This window comes from Amylibacter marinus (genome assembly GCF_030160015.1).
Lineage (GTDB): Bacteria > Pseudomonadota > Alphaproteobacteria > Rhodobacterales > Rhodobacteraceae > Amylibacter > Amylibacter marinus.
Genome location: NZ_BSNN01000004.1, coordinates 634535 through 658284, shown reverse-complemented (window position 1 = coordinate 658284; position 23750 = coordinate 634535). Strand labels below are relative to the sequence as shown.

Here is a 23750-nt window from a genome sequence, read left to right as displayed (position 1 = left end):
AAACCACCGAAAACAAACAATAAAATCAACAAACAAAACAAACAAACAAATCAACAAACATGCACAAAACAAACACTAAATAGAAAACAGCGACCAACACCCCCCATAGGAATCGCAAATCAGCGGTAAAACAGGAAACCAGCCCCACCATTCCTCATAGCCTACCCCCCCGAATCCAGTCGCTAGGCACAAAAAAAGCACCGCTGAATCAGCGATGCTTTGAATTTAAAGACTATAGAGAGGCCTAGGACGCCATGGCCTGAACCAAAGATTCGGCCTCGAACTGCTTTAGGCATGGGTAGGCGGTAACACCGCAGCCTTGCTTAGTGGCCAATTCCGGGAACAGCTCCAGAACCTCGTCACGCACCTGCTCGGACAACCCTTTCAAGCTGACCCCAGATGGGAAGAAGCTCTCGGATGGGCAGCCCTCGGCATAAACAACCTGATGCTCATCAAACATCATATGCCAATACTCTACCTCACCACCATGAACAGCACGGATGGTTTTATCATTTACCAGATGCTTGGCGGCAACCAAAACCTTGGGCGTGCCGAACAAAACCTCTGACTGCCAACCAGCGACCAACATGCGGTGCAATGGTGAAACCAGCAAATCACGGGTATTTTCCAACGCGCCCGCCTGAATCAAAATCGGCGCAGCCCGCCCCGTGGCCGGCATGCGGCGCGACCCAATCCAACGTAGGGCCTGCAAACCATTATCTTGGGTAACAATCATGTCGCCCACTTCCAGATCCTCGATCGGTTTCTCACCTTGATCTGTCAGGATCATAACACCGCGTGTGAAACACGGGGGCACAAATACATCGAACTGGATGTCTGAAATCCAGATCAGCTGCGCAGTGCTGCCCAAGTTACCATATGTAATGTTAATGTTGTTCAGCGGGCCAGCGATTGAAATCAGGGCCGAGCCCTCTTCATCTGCGGCACTTACGCCACCGTTGCCCGCATCCAAGGTCACCAAATTGGTACCATTACCGGTAACAGTGGTGATATTCCCCGTACCCAAAGATACGTTGATCGTTACGGGATTGTTTGCATCGTCGGTTGCAGAGATGGTTAGAAAGTCATCCCAACCGCCACCACCGGCCCGATCCAAATCATTGATGCGGAATTGCACGCCAGAAACCAGCTCGTCAAATCCGATATCAATATCATACGTCCCAAAGGGCTCTTGGGCGCCACCATCCGCACCGTTACCGGATAGCTCTAGCGCATTACCATTGCCGAAAGAGCCGAACTGTGTAGAGGTGGATTCAACATCAACCCCAGTACCATCGCCCTGATTGGTATAATTAAGTGTTACATTTGTTGTGCCAAACAACGCGGTAGCGCCATTGGCTACCGTCGCCTCATCGGCGCCAAACGCTGACCAGTCTAAAATTGCCATTCTACAGTCCCAACCTTTTGCAAAACCTATGTCTCATTGTAGCGGCAATAGATTTATTATTGCTGTACAGAGGTCGGCTCTGCCTGTTTACTTATACGATTAACGTCAAATTTACACGAATCTGACTTAAATTTGCAGCAACCCTAAAAAATGCCGCTTAAATAAGGGGATACACAGTGCGAAATCACTTGTCAAATGGGAGTATCTCAGGCTGTCACAATGGCTGAAAGAAGGCCTAAATATGGCTAATTTGCGCCAAAAAACACCGTCTACTTGTGCGCTCGAGCGGCCACTCTCCACATAGGAATGTGTTAACCAAGACATCCGAATCACCCCACCGATGCACGTTTACGTGCACCACCGCGTTTCGTGCGTACCTTTCGCACCCGATGCCCCAAAAGCACAGCCAAGATCACCGCATAAACCGCGGGCTCAACCTCCCATGTTTTGGTCAGCAACAAATAGTGCATCACCGCCCCCACCGCCGCCAGATAGACCAGGCGGTGCAACTTGTTCCACACTTGAGGGCCCATTTTACGGATGGAGATGTTGTTGGATGTAACAGCCAACGGCAACATCAATACCGCAGAGACCATACCAAAGGTGATATAGGGGCGCTTCACAATATCTTTCCAAATCTCGGACCAATATAACCCCTGATCAAAAACCAGATAGGCCACCAAATGCAGCATGGTGTAAAAAAATGCCATCAACCCTATGGATCTGCGAAACTTGATCAGGTTCACCTTAAACCAATCGCGCAGGGGGGTGATCAACAGGCCGAACATAATCAGCATTAATGCCCATTCCCCAACCTGATGCTCAAAGGCCCGGATTGGGTCGCTGCCCAGCTGGTTGGTAAACAACCAATAAACATATAGCACCCCAGGCAAAGCCAGCCCAATATAGACGGCCCATGTAGGCAGGCGGCGCGCGGCGGTATTCAATGTGGTAACAATCATCATAACGTCCCCTTTGTTATCCGCACTCTTAGGCCAAGATGACACGCCACACAAAACAATTGCCTTAACATCGCCGTGGGAAATGTTACAACACCCAGAGGCAATTCTTGGCCTACAAACCCGCCAACGAACTATGGTCTCGACATTTCGATCAATACACGCAAAAATTGTACTAAATAGTATTGATTAATCAGAACCCAAAGGCTGAATTATGCGCTCTCTTTTCCCTATTGCCCTCTGCGGCCTGCTTCTCTCCTTTGGCACGCTTGCCTCTGCACAAAAAGATGTGCGCGGTTCCGAAGATCATCCCATGCTGGCCCGCTATCCAGAAACCTATATCAAGAAATATGCAGCCACCGAATACGACCGAAGCGTGGTGATCGCGGGGCCGATAGTTGCGGATGCATCCGGGGCCGATGTAACACAGGTACATATGGTCGAAGGACAGGTGATCAGCCATAAATACATCGCCAAGGGCGCGGGTGGCGCACTGTATGATGGCTACAAAAGCTATCTGGCGGCCTTTGACGCCATGGGGGCCACATTGGTCTATTCCTGTGCGGATACCACCGAATGCACCACACCCAATACTGATACAAATGTCGCTGGAAACATCAACGAATTTCGCCAGCGTCCGCTGCCATTCCTAAAGAGTATCCCCCAAGAGAACAGATACGACTACGCCATCATCACCGCCGAAATCCCCCAGAACGGACAGGCCATTACTGCCATGGTGATCCTCTCCGCGTCCAAGGATTTGAAAATCGATCAAACCATCATCGCCCCCGTGCCGTTTGACGATCAGAAAATTCAGATTGGTAGCATTGCAGACCTGCCCAAGGTGGTCTCCAGCGCAACAGCCGCACGTAAAGATCAGATCAAAGGTTCGAAAGACCACACACTACTGAAACGCTATCCGGGATTTTACATCAACAAATACGCACAGGTCGAATATGATCAGGCACAAGTGGTGACCGGCCGTCTGCAACGCGACGACCAAAAGCGCCAATCCGCCCCCGCCCTAGAGCTGGAAGGCCAAGTGACCAATATCGCCTACAAAAGTACAAACCCAACCGCCTCGACCTATCAGATCATCCTGAACTACAAGGTCGCATTGGAAAAATTGGGAGCAGAAATCATTTTCGAATGCGAAACCACCGCCGCCTGCACCCGCACCGCCGATGGCCACGACGATATTCGCATCGATGAAACATTCTGGAAAACCAACCAACAAATGTTCAAGGGGATCAGCCCTAAGGGCGCGGTGGATGCCAATATCCTGACTGCGCGTCTGATCCAGGGAGACACCACCGTACATTTCATGATCGTAGCCTCCGCCAGCCACGCCAATGGGGATCGGTTTATCAACCAGTCAATCATCGTCGATACGCCCTTCGATCCCAACAAAGTGGGCATCGGCAGCATCGAAGATCTTACCATTTCTATCGCCGATAGTGGCGCGGTGGTTTTAGAGGGTGTCTTATTTGAATTCGATTCTGCCACACTTTTGCCCGAATCTCATGATGTGTTAGATATTGTAAACCAATATATACTACAGAATAAGACGGCAGAGTTCTTTGTCGTCGGGCATACCGACAGTACTGGTAAATACCAATACAATGTGGATTTATCCCAGCGGCGCGCCAAATCAGTGGTAGACTATCTGGCCAAAAATGGCGCAGAACGCAAAAAATTGCTGGCGGTCGGTGTGGGCTCTGTGTCTCCAATCGCCAATAACGAAACTGAAGTCGGACAGAAATCAAACCGGCGGGTGGAACTGGTTATCCGGTAAGCTCAATGAAAAATACCGCGTCACTGGTATTGTCGGCATATTTCGGCTATACTGGTATCACAGACGCACTTGCGGACAGTTGCTAATTCAACACGTTTGCAGATTGTCGTCACGGCGGCAAATTGACTATCGAATGAACCGGACTATTAATAAAACCAACTAAGTTGAATAGAAAAGTCCAAGTAAATACTGCCGATATAGACTGATAAAGCAGTCGACGTTAGGAGAACGGAATGAAACTACAACGAATGGCCACAGCCCTTGCTGCACTAGCCTTCCTTGCTGCGGCTTGCGCTCCGATTACGCCCGAGACCGCACAGAACCGCACCTACCTACCAAGCACCGGTAACCTACGCTGATTCGCCGCCGCGATCTAGCGGCGGGCAATCCAAGGTTTCCATGGCAACACAAAGAAAAAGCAGGCTCTCGCCTGCTTTAATGCTTTGTAAAGACTGATATCAGCGCAAGCGCCCGATCAGTAATTTTTCCGTAAATCCATCCCCGCATACAGACCCGCAACCTGATCCCCGTATCCATTGAACATGGGCGTATCACGCTTGCCAAACACACCGCCACCGATCACCCGTTCACGGGCTTGGCTCCAACGGGGGTGATCCACCTCTGGGTTCACATTGGAATAGAATCCATACTCGCGCGCAGCCAACTTATTCCATGTGGTGGGGGGTTGTTTGTCGGTTAGGGTAATTTTTACAATCGATTTAATCGACTTAAATCCATATTTCCATGGCACCACCAAACGCAATGGCGCGCCATTTTGCTTGGGCAGGCTCTCACCATACAGACCTGTGGCAATCATCGTCAAAGGATGCATCGCCTCATCCATGCGCAAACCCTCAACATAAGGCCAAGGGAAGCTGGGGTTGCTCCCGATTCCAGGCATTTCTGAAGGGCGGCTCAATGTCTCAAAAGCCACATATTTAGCCCCAGATTGCGCGCCGGCCTTAGCAATGATTTCAGATAGAGAAAACCCAATCCATGGTACGACCATCGACCATGCCTCTACACAGCGAAACCTGTAGATCCGCTCTTCTAATGCGATTCCAGATAGCAGATCATCCAGATCATACTTCCCCGGCTTATCAACCAAGCCGCCAATTTCCACCGACCATGGATCAGTGGTCAAGCGATGCGCGTTTTTGGCAGGATCATCCTTGCGCGTGCCAAATTCATAATAGTTATTATAGCTGGTGATGTCCCGCTTGGCTGTGGTTTCCACGTCCACGCTGTACGAGGTTTTCTTATACTTCAGCGCCTTGGCCGTGGCCGCACCGCCCAGCGATCCCGCGATGCCAACACCCGCCGCGCCGGCGATCAGTTGCCGGCGATTTAAGAAATCCGCCTTCGCTGTGATATCTGAATATTTTAAGTCTCCGCGAAATATAGCCATGATCATCCCTCATTTTGTTCCCCTTGAAATAGGGTAGATACCATTCGAAAACAAATGAAGCGTGATCACAGTTTCGTTGGAAATCTTACAGAACTAATCCTCGACCATCACATCAGGGCGTGGATACATGCGTGCCAGCGAAATCGACTGGCCGTTTTCCTGTACCACGCGGATGTGCTTGCGCCTAATTTGGCGCGGCTCTGCTACGCCTACGGAATGGGCCAATACCTCCACCTCATGGATCATTTCTTTGGCGTAATTGGCCACTTTCTCGGACTTGGTGCGCGCCACCAACCCCTTTTGTAGGCGGGTGTCATGGGTGGTAATCCCCGTGGGACAGGTGTTCTTGTTACACTTTAGCGCTTGAATGCACCCCAGCGAGAACATAAAGCCGCGCGCCGCCACGACAAAATCCGCCCCAATGCCCAGCGCCCATGCCACGTCCCCTGGATTAATCAATTTACCCGAGGCCACCAATTTAATCCGTTCGCGCAATCCACGTGCATACAACATATCCGATACCCGCGGCAGACTCTCGCGCAGGGGTAATCCAACCAGATCCATCAGCGGCATAGGCGCCGCCCCCGTACCACCATCACCACCATCAATGGCGATAAAATCAGGGGCACTTTCGACGCCCCGCGCCAGCACCTCGTCCAGCAGTTCTTCCAACGCGCGATAAGACCCCATCACGGTCTTAAACCCAACAGGCTTACCCGTAACCTCGCGGATATGCGCGATGAAATCCAACAGCTCCTGCGCATTGGCAATCTCTTTGTGGCGATTGGGTGAAATGCTGGCCTTGCCCTCCTCGATACCGCGAATAGCGGCGACCTCGGCGTTCACCTTTTCTGCGGGCAAAATACCCCCCTTGCCAGGCTTGGCACCCTGCGCCAGCTTCACCTCAAACATCTTCACCTGTGGACGGCGCGCGACCTCGCGCAACTTGCTGTCCGACACGCCACCTTGGATATCGCGTACACCGTATTTTGCAGTGCCGATTTGATAAACAATGTCACAGCCCCCCTCGAGGTGATATGGTGACAAGCCGCCCTCGCCGGTGTTTAGCCAAATTCCAGCCGTTTTGGCCCCATGGCTCAGGGCGCGAATAGCGGGCTGGGACAGCGCCCCATAGCTCATGCCCGAAATATTAAAAAAAGATGCCGCCATATAGGGGGTCTTGCAGTAGGGGCCTATTTCCACGGGCTGGGTTTTGGCCGCCTGCTCATCCAAGGGCGGAAAGGGCGCGTTTACAAAAATCGGCGTGCCGATCTGGGTCAGATTGCGCGTAGACCCAAAGGCAATGGTATTATCCTTGCCCCGCGCGGCGCGTGCCACCCAATCCCGCTGTGCACGATTAAAGGGCATCTCTTCGCGATCCATCGCAAAGAAGTATTGGCGGAAAAACTCGCCCAACTCGGTGAACAATTTTCGAAACCTGCCAATTACGGGATAATTGCGCCGTACCGCATCCTCAGTCTGGGTGCGATCCAGATAGAACATCACCACAACCGCACAGGCCCCAATGGCCAAAACCGTAATGAATAGCGTGGCCAAAAAACCCAACGCGTCGCTAACAAAACCCATTTTCGCTGTTCCCAAACTGGCTGTTATTTAGGCAGGATATGCGGATTACCCAAAGGTACAAGAGGTATTTTCCCAAGGCCAAGGGCGACCTTGAAAAAACCGACCACAGGGCCCCTCAGCCGCCCAAAATACGCAACACACCGACCCTAAAACTTGTTCTTCATATAGAAATACAAAAGCGCGGCCATCAATGCGATCCCAGGTAGGCCAATAACCCGCCGCACCAGACTAAATAACAATGAACGCACAATAAACATCATGTCGCATACCTAAGGAGCGCACAGACCAAATTCAACTTAAATAAATGGATCATACGACCACTGTAACAGCCCCTGCCGCTGGCGCGGTCTGCAAAAAATATCGCCAGTATGACAGTTGGCCCGTATCTGCCCCGCATGGCGCGCAAATGCACGCCAGCGCTTTATCTGTATCGCATCAATGTCCGCCAAACGCCGCCCCATAAAATAACGACAATACCATTGAAACCAGCCTCGCGGATCAGGGCCATAAATCCACCCCTTTTGGCGCCAAATAGACAGCGGCTGGCGGCTTTTAATTCCGAAATAATTCAGCTCCTCATCTGGGGTATCAGACAGCCTAGCACCCGCATACCACTCACTGGGGAACTCGGCCCTGCAGTCATTGATATATTTCCCCTCAAACACCCCATGCGCTAGCATCTCAGCAGGGGTGAAATGCGGTTTGAAACCCGCCGCAAAATCTTGACCCATTTCGGCGTCAAGACCATAAGAGTAATCAGATTGCATCTTATCCCGCACCACAATTTCGCGCATGCCCATCCCCCTCTGGCTACGCTGATGCGTCTTCTTGTGCAAAAACTTCCAGCGCCGCATTCAACCCATTAATCGCGGCCGGAAATCCGCCATACAGCGCCATCTGCCAAATCACCTCGCCAATCTCTTCGCGCGACAGCCCCGCCTTGCGCCCGCCTGCGATATTCACCTTCAGCTGTGGTTTGGTCTGTCCACCTGCGGCTGTCAGGGCGGCAATGGTGGCAATATAGCGATCGCGTAGTGCTAGCCCCTCGCGCCCATACTGGCGCCCATAGGCGAAATCCACCACCCCCTCGGCCATGCCTGGCACCAAATGCCCATAGCGCGCCTCTAGCGCCTCTTCCATGCCGGGGTTCAACTGCTCTGATAATGCGCGCCCCATCTCGGTTGTCTTATCTGTCATCACAAATCCTTAAAAAAAAATGGCCAGCGGGTCTCGCTGGCCATGAGGTTAATGTATGTTCTCGCCCGCGGGAACCTTGGGCTTTGCCCCCGCGCCATTGATCAGCAACCCGTTGGCATCTGCGCCAATCTTCACCGATGATCCATCCATCAAATCGCCCGCCAGCAATAATTCCGCCAGCGCATCCTGAACGTTCTTCTGGATCACCCGTTTCAAAGGGCGCGCACCGTACACAGGGTCATACCCCGCATCCGCCAGCCAAGTCTTGGCCGCCGCATCCACATCCAATGTGATCTTGCGTGTGGCCAATCGCGCCGCCAGAATCGCCAACTGAATATCAACAATCCCATCCATGTTTGCGCGACTTAGGCGCTCGAACAAGACGATCTCGTCCAAGCGGTTCAAGAACTCGGGGCGGAAATGGGCATTAACCGCATCCATCACCGCCGCCTTGGCCTCGGTGGCATCTTGACCATCAGGCAGAATGCTTAGGGCTTGTGATCCAAGGTTGGATGTCAAAATAATCAGCGTCTGCTTAAAATCCACAGTGCGCCCCTGACCATCGGTCAGCTGGCCATCATCCAAGACCTGCAACAGCACGTTAAACACATCTGGGTGCGCCTTCTCGACCTCGTCAAACAACAGCACCTGATAAGGGCGGCGGCGCACAGCCTCGGTCAACACCCCCCCCTCGTCATAGCCCACATACCCAGGAGGCGCCCCAATCAGGCGCGCTACACTGTGTTTTTCCATGAACTCGGACATATCAATGCGCACCATGGCAGAATCGTCATCAAACAGAAATTCCGCCAAGGCCTTGGTCAGCTCGGTTTTCCCAACCCCAGTTGGCCCAAGGAACATGAAAGAGCCCAAAGGCCGCTTGGGATCATTCAGGCCCGCCCGCGCACGGCGCACCGCATTGGAAACAGCGCTAACCGCATCCAACTGTCCGATCACCCGTTCGCCAATGGCTTGTTCCATACGCAGCAACTTGTCGCGTTCACCTTCCAGCATTTTGTCCACGGGGATACCCGTCCAGCGCTCGACCACAGATGCGATATGCTCGGGGCGCACGGCCTCGCCCACCATCACATCGTCACCGGCCTTCTCGGCCACGGCCAAGGCTTTTTCCAGCTCTGGTATCACACCGTATTGCAACTCGCCCATGCGGGCTAGATCACCGGCGCGCTTGGCCGTATCAAATTCGATGCGCATGTTGTCCAGCTCTTCTTTGATGTCGCGTGCGCCGGCCAATTTATCGCGCTCGGCCTGCCACTTTGCGGTCATCTCGCCAGACTTTTCCTGTAAAACCGCCAAATCGGTTTCCAGCTTGGCCAGTCGATCCTTGGATGCCGCATCACTCTCTTGCTTTAGCGCCTCGGCCTCGATCTGTTTTTGCAACAATTCGCGATCAATGGCATCCAGCTCTTCGGGCTTGCTGTCGACCTCCATGCGCAGACGGCTGGCGGCCTCGTCCATCAAATCAATCGCCTTATCAGGCAAGAATCGATCGGAAATATAGCGATGGCTGAGCACCGCTGCCTGTACCAATGCCGCATCCGACAGGCGAATACCGTGGTGCAATTCATATTTTTCCTTGATACCGCGCAGAATAGAAATCGTGTCTTCAACGGTCGGCTCTTCTACCATCACAGGCTGGAAGCGACGCGCCAATGCCGCATCTTTTTCCACATGCTTGCGATATTCATCCAGCGTGGTCGCCCCCACTGCATGCAACTCGCCGCGCGCAAGTGCAGGCTTGATCAGGTTGGCCGCATCCATTGCACCCTCGGATTTGCCAGCCCCTACCAGCGTGTGCATCTCGTCGATGAACAAAATAATTTCGCCGGCGGCCTCGGTCACCTCGGTCAAAATGGCCTTTAGCCGCTCTTCAAATTCACCGCGGTATTTTGCGCCGGCAATCAACGCGCCCATGTCCAGCGCCATCAAGGTCTTGTTCTGAATGCTTTCGGGCACATCGCCGTTGATAATGCGCAGCGCTAGCCCCTCGGCGATGGCCGTTTTCCCAACCCCCGGCTCTCCAATCAACACAGGGTTATTCTTGGTGCGACGCGACAAAACCTGCATGGTTCGCCGGATTTCCTCGTCGCGCCCAATGATGGGATCAATCTTGCCCGCACGTGCGCGCGCCGTCAGATCGGTTGCGTATTTTTTCAGCGCATCATAGCCATCCTCAGCGCTGGCACTATCGGCGGTGCGCCCTTTGCGAATATCATTAATGGCACCATTTAGCGCCTGTGCGGTTACCCCGCCTGCCTTCAACGCATCGGCGGCATTTGATTTCACCATACATAGCGCCGTCAGCATCCGCTCGGCTGGTACAAAACTATCACCCGCCTTCTTGGCGATCTTCTCGGCCTCGGCCAAGACTTTGGTGGTCTTGCCATCGATATACACAGAGGCATCGCCGGTCACTTGCGGCTGTTTGCGCAGAGAGGCCTCGGCGCTCTGCATCACTGCATCAGAATCCCCACCCGCCATGCGGATCAGGTTCGCGGCCAGCCCCTGCTCGTCATCCAACAGGGCCTTTAACAAATGCGAAGGCGTAAATCTTTGGTGGTTTTCACGTACTGCAATGGTCTGTGCCGCCTGCAACAGGCCGCGCGACCGCTCGGTGAACTTGTCTAAGTTCATGCTAACTCCTATCTAGGCACTTGCGGATTAAATAACGCCCTGAATAGGCACGTTTGGTGCAAGCCCAGACCTAAGATAAGGATTGCGAAAACGATGTGCAAGTGTAGGCTGATCACAGTTTCAAAGGAGCATATTATGAACAGCATTTCCACAATCCTTGGCGCGGGTCTATTAGGGCTGGGCGTGGCAGCGGCGGGGTATTTTGTATCCAATACCACCCTAAACGAGCGCACAGGTGCCAATACCGCACAGGTAAAGGGCCTGTCGGAACGTATTGTTCCCGCCGATGTTGGCACATGGAATTTGCATTACGCCAGCACAGGTTTTGATTACAACGCGGTAGGCGCCACCTTTGAAATCGCAGAAACCAACGCCGCACGCATCCGCGAGATCCTAACAGACGCTGGGTTTACACCAGACGAGTTCGCCTTCGCACCCCTGCGAAAATCAGACTACACAGAGCGCGACCACCAAGGCAACGTGACCCGTCAGTATTTCACCGTCGGTGGATCAGTGCGCATATCAACCAACAGCCCAGAGAAAATAGCCCCAGCCCGCGGCCCCGTTTTTATGCTGGCAACCGAGGGCATCGATGTCAGCGAAAATGGCATCGAATATGAATTCACCAAGCTTAATGATATCAAGCCAGATATGCTGCGCGAGGCCACCGAAAACGCTCGCATCGCCGCCAATGAATTCGCCGCAAACGCCGGCGTATCCGTGGGCGGTATCCAAAATGCATCCCAAGGCGGGTTTCAAATCCGCACGGTAAATAACAGCACCTCAGAATTGAATAAATTGGTGCGCGTGGTCACCAATATCACCTTCTATTTGGAAAACTAGCGCCCCACGCTTGACCCTGCGCCTCATTGTGCCAATAAGCGCAAGAACCAAAGGAGCAGAATATGACCGCTGATAACCGCCTGATCGTAGCCCTTGATGTACCAAACCTGCTAGATGCGGGCCAAATCATCGACAAGCTGGGCGATTCCGTTTCGTTCTACAAAATTGGCCTGGGCATGCTTACAGGCGGTGGGCTGGCATTGGCTAACGAGCTGAAAGAGCGCGGCGCTCAGGTGTTTCTGGATATGAAATTCTTCGATATCGGCGCCACGGTGACCAAGGCCGTGGCGGGTATTGCCCAATACGATATGGATTTCCTAACAGTGCACGGCGACCCCCATGTGGTGCGCGCGGCCGTGGCTGGACGCGGTGATACAGATATGAAAATTCTGGCCGTTACCATCCTAACATCCCTGGACCGCGATGATCTGGACGCCTGCCTGATCCAAGATGGCCGGGTGCAGGATCTGGTAATCGCGCGCGCTCGTAACGCGCTGCTGGCCGGTGCAGATGGCGTGATCTCTAGCCCCCAAGAGGCCGCATTAATCCGCGCCCTACCCGAGGCCAAAGGCAAGCTGATCGTCACCCCGGGCGTACGCCCCAAAGGCGCCGCACTAGGTGATCAAAAACGCGTGGCAACCCCCGCAACGGCCATCAAAGACGGCGCAGATCACATCGTAGTCGGCCGACCAATCTGGGCCGCCGATGATCCCCGCAAGGCCGCATTGGCCGTGATTGAAGAATTGAAGGGGGTTTAACCCCAAGCGCGTAACCGGAACCACCTGTTGATAAAACAGGCGGTTCCCCTCGACATTGCACCCTGCTATGTTCCCTCTATGTCCACCATCTGTCGCGATTGCCTGACCACTGTTCCCCACGCCCGCCGCTGTGCGGCCTGTGGCTCGCCGCGCCTATTGTCCCACCCAGAATTGTTTGACCTGCCCATTGCTCATATGGATTGCGATGCATTTTTCGCATCCGTTGAAAAACGCGATAACCCAGAGCTGCGCGACAAACCCGTGATCATCGGCGGGGGCAAGCGCGGGGTGGTCTCTACTGCTTGTTATGTAGCGCGTATTCGCGGGGTGCGCTCGGCCATGCCCACCTTTCAGGCCAAGCGCCTGTGCCCCGACGCGGTGTTCGTAGCGCCCCGCATGCAGGCCTATGTAGAGGCTTCGCGCCAAATTCGCTCTCTGATGGACGAACTGTCCCCCAACATCGAACCCCTGTCATTAGACGAGGCCTTTATCGATCTAACCGGCACAGAAAAGTTACACGGCGAAGCCCCCGCCCTGTCCATGGCCCGCCTTGTAAAACGCATGGAAGAAGAGCTGGGGCTATCCGGCTCTGTCGGGCTGTCCTACAATAAATTCTTGGCCAAAATGGCGTCTGATCTGGACAAACCCCGCGGATTTTCGGTGATTGGCCAACAGGGTATCACAGAGTACTTAGCCCCCCTACCGGTAAAGCTGATATGGGGCGTGGGCAAGGTCGCGCAAAAAACGCTGGAACAAGATGGCATTCGCACCTTCGGCGACATTCAGCGCCGAGAGCGCACCGATCTAGCCAAAAGATACCAATCTATGGGCGATCGGTTGTGGCATCTGGCCCGCGGCCTAGATTACCGCCACGTTAGCCCCCGCGCACCCGTCAAAAGCATATCCAAGGAAACCACTTTCCCCGAGGATATCAACGACATTGATCGCCTAGATGGCCACCTATGGCGATTGGCGGAACAGGTATCAGCCAGTGCCAAGACCAAGGGCTACATCGGCAAGGTCGTTACCCTAAAGGTCAAGCGCGCAAATTTCCAATCCCTAACGCGCCGCCGCACCCAACATTCCGCCACCCAAAGCGCCGAGGCGATTTACCGCGAGGCCCGCCATCTGCTGAACGATGTAATAGATCAGGCCCCCTTTCGCCTGATTGGCACTGGCATTAGCAATCTACAAAATGCTGACAATAGCAGCCAAGAGAGCGACATGCTGGAGACCCAAGACAGCAAGAAATCCGAGGTCGAACGCGCAACAGATGCCATCAAGCAACGCTTTGGCAAGGATGCGATCAAAAAGGGCCGCGCCCTGCGCTAGCTATTCTGCGGCCAACGGCAGCTCCAACGCATCCGAATTGGTCAACAGCGCAACAGCGGCAGCAATACGCGCCTGTGTTTCATCAAACTCTGCTGATTTCTCAACCCGCTGCTCGTCCATATACAGCCCGCGATCAATCTCGATCTGCACGGCATATTGCGCGGCAGTGGGGCGCCCGTAATGTTGCACAATATGCGCCCCCGCAAAGGGCACGTTGCGCGAAACCACAAACCCCTGCGCCACAAAGGCGGCCTCGATACTATCCACCACTGATCTGGCACAGGATGCCCCGAATCGATCCCCTAGCACGATGTCGGGCCGCGATCCCCCGCGCGCCACCATATTGGCGGTCGCCCCATGAGGCATAGAATGGCAATCCAACAGCAACGCATGGCCAAAAATCCGGCGCGTTTCATCCAACAACCCCTGCAAACGCCGGTGATAGGGGTGATAACAGGCCTCTATTCGTTCCTGTGCCTCGGCCATGTCCATCTTGCCGCTTTGGATGGGGCGGCCCTCGGCCACGACTCGTGGAATAACGCCAAGCCCAGAGGCCAGTCGCGGATTGACGGCGTTTGGCTTTATACCGCGAATCAATGCCGCATCAAATTCATCTGCCTGCCGGTTTAAATCCACATAGGCACGCGGGGCCACCGCAGACAAAAGCGGCGCCCCATAGCGCGGTGCAGAGCGAAACAGCTGATCCACAAAGGCATCCTCTGATTTGCGAATTTCTATGTTATTTAACAACGAATTAGCCAGAAAATCGGCAGGATAATCCCGCCCACTATGGGGCGAACTAAAGACAATCGGACACCCCTGTTCGGTGGGTTCGGTCAGTAAATATGCTGAATTTTCCATTGCCCTGTTTCTAGCCGCATAATCTTTATAAATCAAAGCCCTTGAACCTTTTGTGTTAATCCCCTAAAGAAACGGCTCACGAGGGGCGTGCCTGCATGTCTTTCTATCTTTTGGGGGCGTATAGCTCAGCGGGAGAGCACTTCGTTGACATCGAAGGGGTCACTGGTTCAATCCCAGTTACGCCCACCATAAGCGCCCTTAGGGGCACCGGATTTAACTAGGCGCATCGCTTGTCGGCTGATGTGCGAAAAAGGAGAAGGCCCATGAAGGTCAAAAGCTCACTTCGCTCGCTCAAGTCGCGCCACCGCGACTGTCGTATCGTTCGCCGCAAAGGCCGCGTATACGTGATCAACAAAACCCAGCCTCGTTTTAAGGCGCGTCAGGGTTAATCTGATCATCGCGATTATGAATTCAGGCCGCTCCTTCGGGGGCGGCTTTTTCATTTGAATAGGCAAATCTTGTGAAATTCGCACCACCCCCTTGATGCGCGAATCACGCCTTGCTAGAATCACCCTATGACCACCTGTTTGATGTTTAAAACAAACCCGCAAAAACACTCTGCTCGGTACTACCGTGTGGAAATCTGTGCCAACCTGTTTGAGGAATTTTCTGTGCTACGTGAATGGGGCGTTCGCGGGGGCAAGGGCCGTCAGGTCTTGAACCTGTTTCCCGATTTGATGAGCGCATCGCGCGCCGCAGATCGCCATCGCACCCAAAAATTGCGCGCAGGCTATCACCGCGTCTAGGTTATTTGGGTTTTGCGACGTGGTGCTTGACCCGACGCACCATGGCAAAAACCACCAATATCACCGGCACAACCAGGATTGCAGTCAGCTTGGTCTTCTCTAGGCCCAGATGTTGGGCCAATGGATATGCAAAATAGCTCAGCAGATTTACGGCATAATAGCTGATCGCCACCACAGACAACCCCTCCACCGTTTCTTGCAGGCGCAACTGTAACTCAGCGCGCCGATCCATCTGTTCCAGCAGGTCTTTGTTCTGGGCGGCGGTGCGTACATTTACCCGCGTGCCCAGCAAATCCACCGCGCGGGCCGCTCGATCCGAGATATCGCGCAGACGCGCCTGTGCCGCGCCACAGGTACGCACGGTTGGGTTAAAGCGGCGCATCATAAATTCAGCAAAGGTTTGGCGCCCCTGAAAGCGTGTCTCGCGCAGAACCTGTGTGCGCTGTGCGACCAAGGCGGCGTAGGCCTCTCCCCCCGCAAAACGATACGCATGCTCAGCATTTAAAAACTCGATCTCGGATGACAGCGCCATCAGACGCTCCAGCGCCTCTTCGTGGCTCTTTTCCCGCTCGGCAATTGCTTTCACCAGCTCGGCCAATTGGCGATCCAATTCCGTTAGACGCGCAAACACATGTTTCGCAATAGGCAAGGTCAGCATGGCCATGGCGCGGTAGGTTTCTATTTCTAACAGCCGTTGTGTAATGCGCCCCAAGCGATGCGACCCCGTAGACCCCACAGGCAATAGCCCAAAACGGATGAACCCGTCCCGATCCGCTTTGAAATCACTGGCAATCACAGCATTTTCATCCAACACATAAGCGCTGGCCAAGCTTTCACTCTGGAAATGTTTTGCAAATTCGGTGACCACCAGCTGCTCGACATCCCGTTTGGCGCTTGGGGGGTAAACCGCCACCTTGCATTGCGTCAGCACCTGTCCCCCGACCCGATCCAGCCATGATTGCGGAAACAAATCCCATGCGCTGTTGTCCATAGCGGTGGCCTCTTCGCCCTCGACAAAAATCGTATAGGTTACAAATTCGGTATGGCGTTCCCAGCGCAGAGATACCAATTCCGCGCGTCCCTTATAATACCAATCACTGATATCGCCATGCACGCCCAAATGGGCGATCAGCTCTTGCAGCTCCGCCGTTTGATTCTCTGATGGGGTCAGTGCCAGATAGGCCACCTGCGCAGGGGCCCTGATCACAGGAAAGGGGCGCGCATGTAATTCATTGTTCAACGTTGCACGCAACGGGTGATCAGACAGGGGCATAGGGTTCTCCAACCTCAAAAAATGTCAATCTGGCCCCAGTCATGCGCAAAATCACAGCTCAGGAGGTCGCAAAAGCGACTATTTCCCGCCCTTGGGGTGCAATTTCAGCACATCCGCCTGCCCATCCGAAGCCAATTCATCAAAATCAAATCGATCCAGACGATGCGCACGGTTGCCCGCCTTGGTCGCCGAAATCTTGATCTCTTCAATATCTTTGCTCGCCATGGCGAAATGCTTGTCCAGATTGCCCACACGCGCACCCAACCGTTCCACATCTTTGTACAGCGCACCCAGCTCTTTGCGAATCGCGCCGGCCTGTTCGCGCATACGCGAATCCTTTAGCACTGCGCGCATGGTGTTCAGCGTGGCCATGCAGGTGGTAGGCGATACAATCCACACCCGCGCATCAAAGCCCTCGCGCACCACCTCGGGGAAATTGGCGTGCAATTCAGCGTAGACCGCCTCGGATGGCAGGAACATCAACGCCCCATCGGCGGTTTCGCCCTCGATGATATATTTGCCGGCGATATCCTTGATATGTTTGCGCACATCGGCCTTTAGGCGGCGGGCGGCCTCGGTAACCTCGCTTTGGGTTTGTGCGGCGCGTAACAATTCATAACCCTCAAGGGGGAATTTGCTATCTATAACAATCGGGCCAGGAGGATTGGGTAAATGCACCACACAATCCGCCCGTTTGCCATTGCTAAGGGTATATTGAAACGCATAGCTATCGGGCGACAAAGCCTTGGAAACAATATCGTTCAGCTGAATTTCGCCAAATGCCCCGCGGGTTTGCTTGTTCGATAGGATATCCTGCAGGCTAAGAACATCGCCTGACAGTTTCTCGATATTGTTCTGTGCCTTATCAATTGTTGCCAGACGGGTTTGTAACTCACCCAGCGAATGCGCGGTGCGCTTGGCCGATCCATGCAGGCTGTCACCCATGGTGCGTTGCACCTCTTCTAGGCGTCGCTCTAGGGTATTTATCATGGTTGCCTGCGCGGCTACCTGCGCATCCGACACGCTGCGTAATCCCCCCGCCAGACTGTGCTGGCTTTCGTTCAGGGTCTTTACGGCCTCGTTTACGTAGCTCATCTGTTGCGCCAGCGGCTGAATAGCCCGCGCAGATTTCCCATTGGCCCGCAACCCCATAAACACCATCACCAACAACAGACCAAACAGCCCAAACCCGATCGCCGCAGCCAAGACCACAGGGTCGCTAAAATCCAGAACCATTTCGCCAATTTGTATCATCTGCGTCCAAACAACTTTTCTATATCCGCCAATTTCAATTCTACATAAGTGGGCCGCCCATGGTTGCATTGCCCAGAATGCGGGGTTGCCTCCATTTCGCGCAATAGCGCATTCATCTCATCGGCGCGCATTACCCGGCCAGATCGGATAGAGCCATGACAGGCCACGCGGCTAAGGATCGCCTCTAGCTGCTCTTTCACCGTCTGGGTCTGCGCAAGGTCTGCCAGCTCGTCCAGAATATCGCGCACCATCGCCCCCGCATTCACCTCGCCCAAGATCGCTGGCGTCTCGCGCACGGCAATCGCCGTAGGGCCGAACCCCTCGATCCCCAGACCAAAGCGTGCCAATTCACCCGCCGCATCCAACAGCGTTGCGCGATCCGCCTCGGACAGCTCTACCACCTCTGGGATCAACAGCGCCTGCGCGGCCACGCCATTATCCGCCATCTGCTGTTTCAGCTTTTCATAGACCAGCCGCTCATGGGCGGCATGCTGATCCACAATAACCATTCCATCCTTGGTCTGGGCTACAATATAATTCTCGTGCAACTGTGCGCGCGCCGCCCCAAGGGGTAAATCATCAACCAAGACGTCCTGCTCGATCACGTCCTCGACACGGCCAGATACCGCCCCCTGTGTTTCGGCAAACCCGCCCTGCATTGGCGACGGCGCTAGGGGGCGATACTCTGGTGCAGACTGTCGCATCTGATACAGGGGGCGTATGTCCTTATCGTGGGGCGCTATTTGCGGTGCGCTAAACGCCCCCAATGTGGCATCCGCCACCGTGGTGGATGCGCGATGCCCCGCCCCAGTTAGCGCATGGCGAAGCCCCGATATCATCAACCCACGCGCCAGTCCTGGCTCTCGAAACCGGACTTCGGCCTTGGCGGGGTGCACATTTACATCCACCTGTTCGGGGTCACACTCTAGAAACAGCGCCACCACAGGATAGCGCCCCGCGTGCAAGAAATCAGAATAGGCCCCCCGCAGCGCGCCAATTAACAATTTGTCCTTAACGGGCCGGCCATTCACAAACAGGAATTGCGCCATGGCATTGCCCCGCGAAAAGGTCGGCAGGCTAGCATAGCCCGTCAGGCTCATACCATCACGTGTCGCATCCACGGGCAGACAGTTATCCGCAAATTCCGCCCCCAATACACTGCGCAATCGCCCATGCAACGCATCAAACAGATCGCCGCTTTCTGGATCAGCACGAAATACCACGCGCCCAGCACCCCCACCCGATACATCGCGTAGGGTAAACCCGATGGATGGCTCTGCCATAGCCAAACGTTTTATCACATCGCTAATCGCACCAGCCTCGGCGCGATCCGTGCGCAGAAATTTCAACCGCGCAGGCGTTGCGTGAAACAGGTTGCGCAATTCAACCACCGTACCATGGGGCGTGGCCACAGGCCGCACAGGCGCAATCACGCCGCCATCCACCACGATTTCCGCACCGCTCGCCGCATTGGCCACACGAGATTTCACCGACAGGCGGCCAACCGCCCCCATCGATGGCAGGGCCTCGCCACGAAATCCAAAGCTGCGAATATTCAACAAATCCGTGCCATCAATTTTCGAGGTCGCATGGCGCGATAGCGCAAGGGGCAATTGATATTCAGGAATGCCATGCCCATCATCAGATACGCGGATCAGCGTCTTGCCCCCATCGGCATAGGCAATTTCGATGCGCCGTGCCTGTGCATCAATGGAATTCTCTACCAATTCTTTGATCGCGGACGCAGGGCGTTCTACCACCTCGCCTGCGGCAATTCGATTTGCCGCCGCATCATCCAGTTGGCGGATTTCAGGCAAATCAGGGCTTATTTGGGGGGCAGAAATATCCATGCCACTAGGGATAGCATAGGTGCGCGCGATTCGACATGGAATTCGCGCGCACCCAAGGGCAATTAGTTGGCGCTGGTTAACCCAACAGGTTTACCAACCACGACAAAATGCAAATCATCCGCGCGCATCAGACGGGCGGCCACGCGCTTGATATCCTCTTGGGTCACGGCATTGATATATCCGTTGCGCTTTTTGGGATAATCAATTGGGAAATTATCCATTTGACTATAACGTAATAACCCAGCGATTTTCGCATTCCCATCAAACCGCAGAGGATAATTGCCGGTCATATATTTCTTGGCCGCGTCCAGCTCGGCTGCGCTGACACCCTCGGCCGCCATACGCGCCCATTCTGCCTTTACGATTTCAATCGCCTCGCCAATACTATCGTTGCTGGATGAAACAGAACCACCGTAATACTGTGCAAAATCCATCGACGCTAAATAAGAGTATATCCCATAGGTTAGGCCGCGCTTTTCACGCACCTCACTGGTCAGGCGAGATGTAAAGCCGCTGCCGCCCATAATGTGATTCATCACAAATGCAGGGAAAAAATCCGGATCATCCTGAGCAATACCCTGATGTCCCCAAACAGCCACCGATTGGGGGGTGTTGAAATCCACCACCGTCACACCACCTTCGGCCTGAAAGGTGATCTCGTTCGGCATTGTGGGGCCTGTTTCAGGCAAATCCCCCAGCAAATGATCCAGAACCGGGCCCAGTTCTGCCGCGGTGATATCGCCAACCACACCGATAAACATGCGATCCTTGGTCATGCTACGCCGATGGGCATCGCGCATGTCTTGCTGTGTTAGCGCCCCGATGGTCTTAAGCGTGCCCTGATAAGTTCGTGCATAGGGATGGCCAGCATAGGCCACAGCACTAAAGGCATCACCTGCGATTTCATTGGGGGTTTTGGCGCGGCGGGCCACAATGGATTGCACCTGTGCCTTAGTGCGTTCAAAGGCCGTGTCATCAAAGCTAGGCTGTGTCAGCGCCAATTTCCACAGGTCAATCGATGCATCCATATTTTCCTTCAAAAACTGTGCGCCGGTCAAAACGTTTTCTTTGCTGGAATCAAACGAGAAACTGCTGGCCAGTGCCTCGGCCGCCTGGCGAAAGGCCACGGAATCCAAGTCCCCCGCCCCCTCTTCTAACAGCCCAGCCATTAGATAAGTTGATCCCAGTTTATCGTCAGGCTCGGTCAACGAGCCGCCCTTGAATCCGATTTCGATCGAGACCATCGGGATCGAAGGCTCACTCACCAACCATGCGGTGATGCCACCGGGCGAAACAACCTCTTCGATATCAATTTCTGCAACAGCAGGCAAAGCAAGGCTGATAAATGCGCATACAGCGCTGATAATTCTGATCATTATTTTGTCTCCTGTGGCGCACGGAACCAGCCGGTAACAGACGCATTTTCATTCAAAACGGTACGCGCGGCCTGCATAACATCCTCGGCGGTGACCGCGGCCAATAGGGCGGGCCATTCCTGCACATCCTGTACTGTTAACCCAGAGGTCAGCGCCTCGCCATAGCGGCGCGCAACATCGCTTTGGTTATCCAAGGCGTAGATCTCAGCGGCCTTCATCTGGGTTTTGATCCGCGCCAGATGCTCCACATCCACACCCTGAACCAAAAATTCAGCCAAGGCGGCATCTAGCGCCTCTTCTAAATCCTGTAGGCTAACGCCCGCCGCAGGCACCGCATACAGGCCGAATCCATCGCGATCATAGGACATGCCGGAATGCCACGCGGCCTGATTGATGGCCACTTTCTGTTCCAGCTGTAATTTTTGACCCAAGAATGAGGTCACACCAGACCCGCCCAACAATTCCGCAAACACCCGTAATGCCGCCGCTTCGGTCTGATCGCCGCTCTTGCGGTTGGCGGATAAGTATTCGCGGATCACATAGGGCTGGCCCACGCGCGGATCTTCGAAAATCGTATGAATAGGCGCGCGCTTTGGGGGCTCTTGGGGGCGCACACGTTTGGTGATGGCATCGGATGGGATGCGCGGGCCGTAATGCTCTTGGGCCAAGGCCAACACATTTTCAGGCTCTACATCCCCTGCCACAATCAAAATAGCATTGTTTGGCGCATAGTATTTCTTGTAGAAATCCAGCGCATCCTCGCGGGTCAGGTTCTCGATCTCGTGCATCCAGCCAATCACCGGAGTACCGTACGGATGATTGGCATACATCAGGGCAGACCGATGTTCAGAAAACAATGCGCTGGGGTTGTTCTCGGTACGCGAATTGCGCTCTTCGATGATCACATCACGCTCTGGCAAAACCTCTTCCTCGGTCAGATTTAGGTTTTGCATGCGATCAGATTCGATCTTCATCATCAACGGCAGACGATCCGCCGATACCCGCTGAAAATACCCCGTGTAATCAAAAGAGGTAAAGGCATTTTCGCTCCCTCCATTGGCAGAGACGATTTCCGAGAACTCGCCCGGGGCTAAGTCATCCGTGCCCTTAAACAGCAAATGTTCCAAAAAATGCGCAATACCGGATTTACCCGCTGGCTCATCCGCCGCGCCAACGCGATACCACAGCATATGTGTCACCACGGGGGCGCGATGATCCTCGATCACCACAATTTCTAGACCATTGTCCAATTCAAAGGTGCTAACCTCGCCTAATGCCAAGGCGGACGTGCCACATAGACAACACGCGGTGATCAATTTCGCTAATTTTGCAATCATAATATTTCCCGTTTGTTCACGATCAAGTTAGCCGCCCAGCGCCAATACGCAAGCGTTCCCAACGAAATCGTGAGCGAATATCAGGAATTATTCAATAGCCTTGGGTGAAGTCGGGGTGCCTATGCCCAAACGACGCATCCGTAACAGCTCGGCCTCGCTATCCAACAGCTCGTCCGCATAGCGGTCTTGCTCGATATCTACGTTAAACAGGCGTTCCAGAACCTTGCCTTTGTTACGGCGGCGGAATTCCGCATCCTGCGCGGCCAATTCGGCGCGCACATTCTCGGCCACACCGTAACGCGTGGCGGCATTCAGCAATGCGCGCTCGGATGCGGGAATGGTGGTAGAATCAATGCGCGCGGCCTTGCCGCCCAGCGCGGTTACCGCATCGGCCAGCGGGCGCTGATCGGCACGGTTGCGCACGCTGCTGTCTGGCTCAGGCAATGTCGTTAAATCATCTGGGTATTCCAATGGCTTGGTCGGAAGCACCCCAAATTCGTCTGGCCCCTTGCCACCCTTGCCCGAACAGGCCGTGATGCCAATACCAATCAGGCCAACCAAAGCGATTTTTACAACAATGTTCATCGTATTAAATTCCAAACTAGCTGCGGCCTGTTTACCCCAAAGATCCCCAGAGGTCACGCCCGTTTCTGAAACCGCTCTGAAAACAGAATGATCCCGATAATCCCCGCAAAAACCCAAACATCCGCCAGATTAAACACATAAGGATTGTAAATGCCACAACAGGACATATTCAGAAAATCAACCACCGCGCCATAGATCACGCGATCCAGCGCATTGCCCAGCGCACCGCCAACAACCATCCCAACACACAAACAAGCCATCCAGCCGCTATACTGGCGTGACCACCACAACAGATAGCCGCTGACCACCACCGCAAATGCGGTTAGCACCCAGCGCATGGTATCCGCCCCATTGGCAAACAGGCCAAAATTAATACCCTCGTTCCACGCCATTTTGAACATCAAATAGGGGTCAAAGATTTCGATCACCCCGACATCATCCAAATTCAGAGGCCCTAGAACATAGGACTTACTGACCTGATCCAGTAGGAAAAAAACAACCGATATGAACAGGGTCGTGCGCATGA

22 protein-coding genes and 1 tRNA gene are annotated in these 23750 nt (G+C 54.1%); 8 read left to right on the top strand and 15 right to left on the bottom strand.

The window, feature by feature from the left end; genetic code table 11:
• Positions 1–244: 244 nt before the first annotated feature.
• The gene (locus QQL62_RS10435; protein WP_284378684.1) at positions 245–1408 is read right to left on the bottom strand and encodes a Hint domain-containing protein; all 1164 of its coding nucleotides are present in this window, start codon (positions 1406–1408) and stop codon (positions 245–247) included.
• A 329-nt stretch (positions 1409–1737) separates the two neighbouring features.
• Complete coding sequence (msrQ, locus tag QQL62_RS10430) at positions 1738–2373, bottom strand: protein-methionine-sulfoxide reductase heme-binding subunit MsrQ (RefSeq protein ID WP_284378681.1); 636 nt, start codon at positions 2371–2373, stop codon at positions 1738–1740.
• A 208-nt stretch (positions 2374–2581) separates the two neighbouring features.
• On the opposite strand from msrQ, the gene QQL62_RS10425 reads away from it, so the two are divergent.
• The gene (locus tag QQL62_RS10425) at positions 2582–4162 is read left to right on the top strand and encodes an OmpA family protein (protein ID WP_284378679.1); all 1581 of its coding nucleotides are present in this window, start codon (positions 2582–2584) and stop codon (positions 4160–4162) included.
• A 233-nt stretch (positions 4163–4395) separates the two neighbouring features.
• The gene (locus QQL62_RS10420) at positions 4396–4521 is read left to right on the top strand and encodes a hypothetical protein (RefSeq protein WP_284378677.1); all 126 of its coding nucleotides are present in this window, start codon (positions 4396–4398) and stop codon (positions 4519–4521) included.
• A 116-nt stretch (positions 4522–4637) separates the two neighbouring features.
• Here the strand turns inward: QQL62_RS10420 and msrP are convergent, their stop codons facing one another.
• The 5 genes from msrP to clpB all read right to left on the bottom strand — a co-directional run bounded on the left by msrP (position 4638) and on the right by clpB (position 11009).
• Entirely contained in the window at positions 4638–5570 is a 933-nt protein-coding gene (msrP, locus tag QQL62_RS10415) for a protein-methionine-sulfoxide reductase catalytic subunit MsrP (RefSeq protein ID WP_284378675.1), read from the bottom strand.
• 93 nt (positions 5571–5663) lie between these two features.
• Positions 5664–7157 (bottom strand): FMN-binding glutamate synthase family protein, encoded by a 1494-nt coding sequence (locus tag QQL62_RS10410; protein WP_284378673.1) that lies wholly within the window; start codon positions 7155–7157, stop codon positions 5664–5666.
• A 296-nt stretch (positions 7158–7453) separates the two neighbouring features.
• Entirely contained in the window at positions 7454–7951 is a 498-nt protein-coding gene (locus QQL62_RS10405) for a hypothetical protein (RefSeq protein WP_284378671.1), read from the bottom strand.
• A gap of 16 nt (positions 7952–7967) precedes the next feature.
• Positions 7968–8354 (bottom strand): carboxymuconolactone decarboxylase family protein, encoded by a 387-nt coding sequence (locus QQL62_RS10400; RefSeq protein ID WP_284378669.1) that lies wholly within the window; start codon positions 8352–8354, stop codon positions 7968–7970.
• Between the two features lie 48 nt (positions 8355–8402).
• Complete coding sequence (gene clpB / locus QQL62_RS10395; protein WP_284378667.1) at positions 8403–11009, bottom strand: ATP-dependent chaperone ClpB; 2607 nt, start codon at positions 11007–11009, stop codon at positions 8403–8405.
• Positions 11010–11144: 135 nt separating this feature from the next.
• Here clpB and QQL62_RS10390 point away from each other — a divergent pair, with 135 nt between their 5' ends.
• The 3 genes from QQL62_RS10390 (at position 11145) to QQL62_RS10380 (ending at position 13942) form a co-directional block, all read left to right on the top strand.
• Positions 11145–11852, top strand: a complete 708-nt coding sequence (locus QQL62_RS10390; protein WP_284378665.1) for an SIMPL domain-containing protein — start codon at positions 11145–11147, stop codon at positions 11850–11852.
• A 62-nt stretch (positions 11853–11914) separates the two neighbouring features.
• Positions 11915–12610, top strand: coding sequence for an orotidine-5'-phosphate decarboxylase (gene pyrF / locus QQL62_RS10385; RefSeq protein ID WP_284378663.1), 696 nt, complete (start codon positions 11915–11917; stop codon positions 12608–12610).
• A gap of 78 nt (positions 12611–12688) precedes the next feature.
• Positions 12689–13942 carry a DNA polymerase IV gene (locus QQL62_RS10380; protein WP_284378659.1) on the top strand — a complete coding sequence of 418 codons (1254 nt, stop codon included), beginning with the start codon at positions 12689–12691 and terminating at the stop codon, positions 13940–13942.
• On the opposite strand, the gene QQL62_RS10375 is transcribed toward QQL62_RS10380, so the two are convergent.
• Complete coding sequence (locus tag QQL62_RS10375; RefSeq protein ID WP_284378657.1) at positions 13943–14803, bottom strand: N-formylglutamate amidohydrolase; 861 nt, start codon at positions 14801–14803, stop codon at positions 13943–13945.
• A 114-nt stretch (positions 14804–14917) separates the two neighbouring features.
• Between QQL62_RS10375 and QQL62_RS10370 the strand changes: the two genes are divergently transcribed.
• The 3 genes from QQL62_RS10370 (at position 14918) to QQL62_RS10360 (ending at position 15549) form a co-directional block, all read left to right on the top strand.
• Positions 14918–14992 (top strand) — tRNA-Val (locus QQL62_RS10370).
• Between the two features lie 74 nt (positions 14993–15066).
• Positions 15067–15192 carry a type B 50S ribosomal protein L36 gene (gene ykgO / locus QQL62_RS10365; protein ID WP_284378655.1) on the top strand — a complete coding sequence of 42 codons (126 nt, stop codon included), beginning with the start codon at positions 15067–15069 and terminating at the stop codon, positions 15190–15192.
• Between the two features lie 126 nt (positions 15193–15318).
• Positions 15319–15549 carry a WGR domain-containing protein gene (locus QQL62_RS10360; protein WP_284378654.1) on the top strand — a complete coding sequence of 77 codons (231 nt, stop codon included), beginning with the start codon at positions 15319–15321 and terminating at the stop codon, positions 15547–15549.
• Between the two features lies 1 nt (position 15550).
• Here the strand turns inward: QQL62_RS10360 and QQL62_RS10355 are convergent, their stop codons facing one another.
• The 7 genes from QQL62_RS10355 to lspA form a co-directional block, all read right to left on the bottom strand.
• On the bottom strand, positions 15551–16822 hold the full coding sequence (locus QQL62_RS10355) for a DUF3422 family protein (protein ID WP_284378652.1): 1272 nt from the start codon (positions 16820–16822) through the stop codon (positions 15551–15553).
• A 78-nt stretch (positions 16823–16900) separates the two neighbouring features.
• Positions 16901–18076 (bottom strand): DNA recombination protein RmuC, encoded by a 1176-nt coding sequence (locus QQL62_RS10350; protein WP_284378650.1) that lies wholly within the window; start codon positions 18074–18076, stop codon positions 16901–16903.
• A complete protein-coding gene (mutL, locus tag QQL62_RS10345; protein WP_284378646.1) occupies positions 18073–19926 on the bottom strand; it encodes a DNA mismatch repair endonuclease MutL in 1854 nt (617 codons plus the stop codon). Before mutL ends, QQL62_RS10350 begins: the two co-directional genes overlap by 4 nt.
• Before the next feature lie 62 nt (positions 19927–19988).
• Positions 19989–21302, bottom strand: a complete 1314-nt coding sequence (locus tag QQL62_RS10340) for a M16 family metallopeptidase (protein WP_284378644.1) — start codon at positions 21300–21302, stop codon at positions 19989–19991.
• The gene (locus QQL62_RS10335; RefSeq protein WP_284378642.1) at positions 21302–22639 is read right to left on the bottom strand and encodes a M16 family metallopeptidase; all 1338 of its coding nucleotides are present in this window, start codon (positions 22637–22639) and stop codon (positions 21302–21304) included. The genes QQL62_RS10340 and QQL62_RS10335 overlap by 1 nt, the downstream gene beginning before the upstream one ends.
• Positions 22640–22726: 87 nt before the next feature.
• Positions 22727–23224 carry a DUF3035 domain-containing protein gene (locus QQL62_RS10330; protein WP_284378640.1) on the bottom strand — a complete coding sequence of 166 codons (498 nt, stop codon included), beginning with the start codon at positions 23222–23224 and terminating at the stop codon, positions 22727–22729.
• 53 nt (positions 23225–23277) lie between these two features.
• On the bottom strand, positions 23278–23748 hold the full coding sequence (gene lspA / locus QQL62_RS10325; protein ID WP_284378638.1) for a signal peptidase II: 471 nt from the start codon (positions 23746–23748) through the stop codon (positions 23278–23280).
• Positions 23749–23750: the final 2 nt, after the last annotated feature.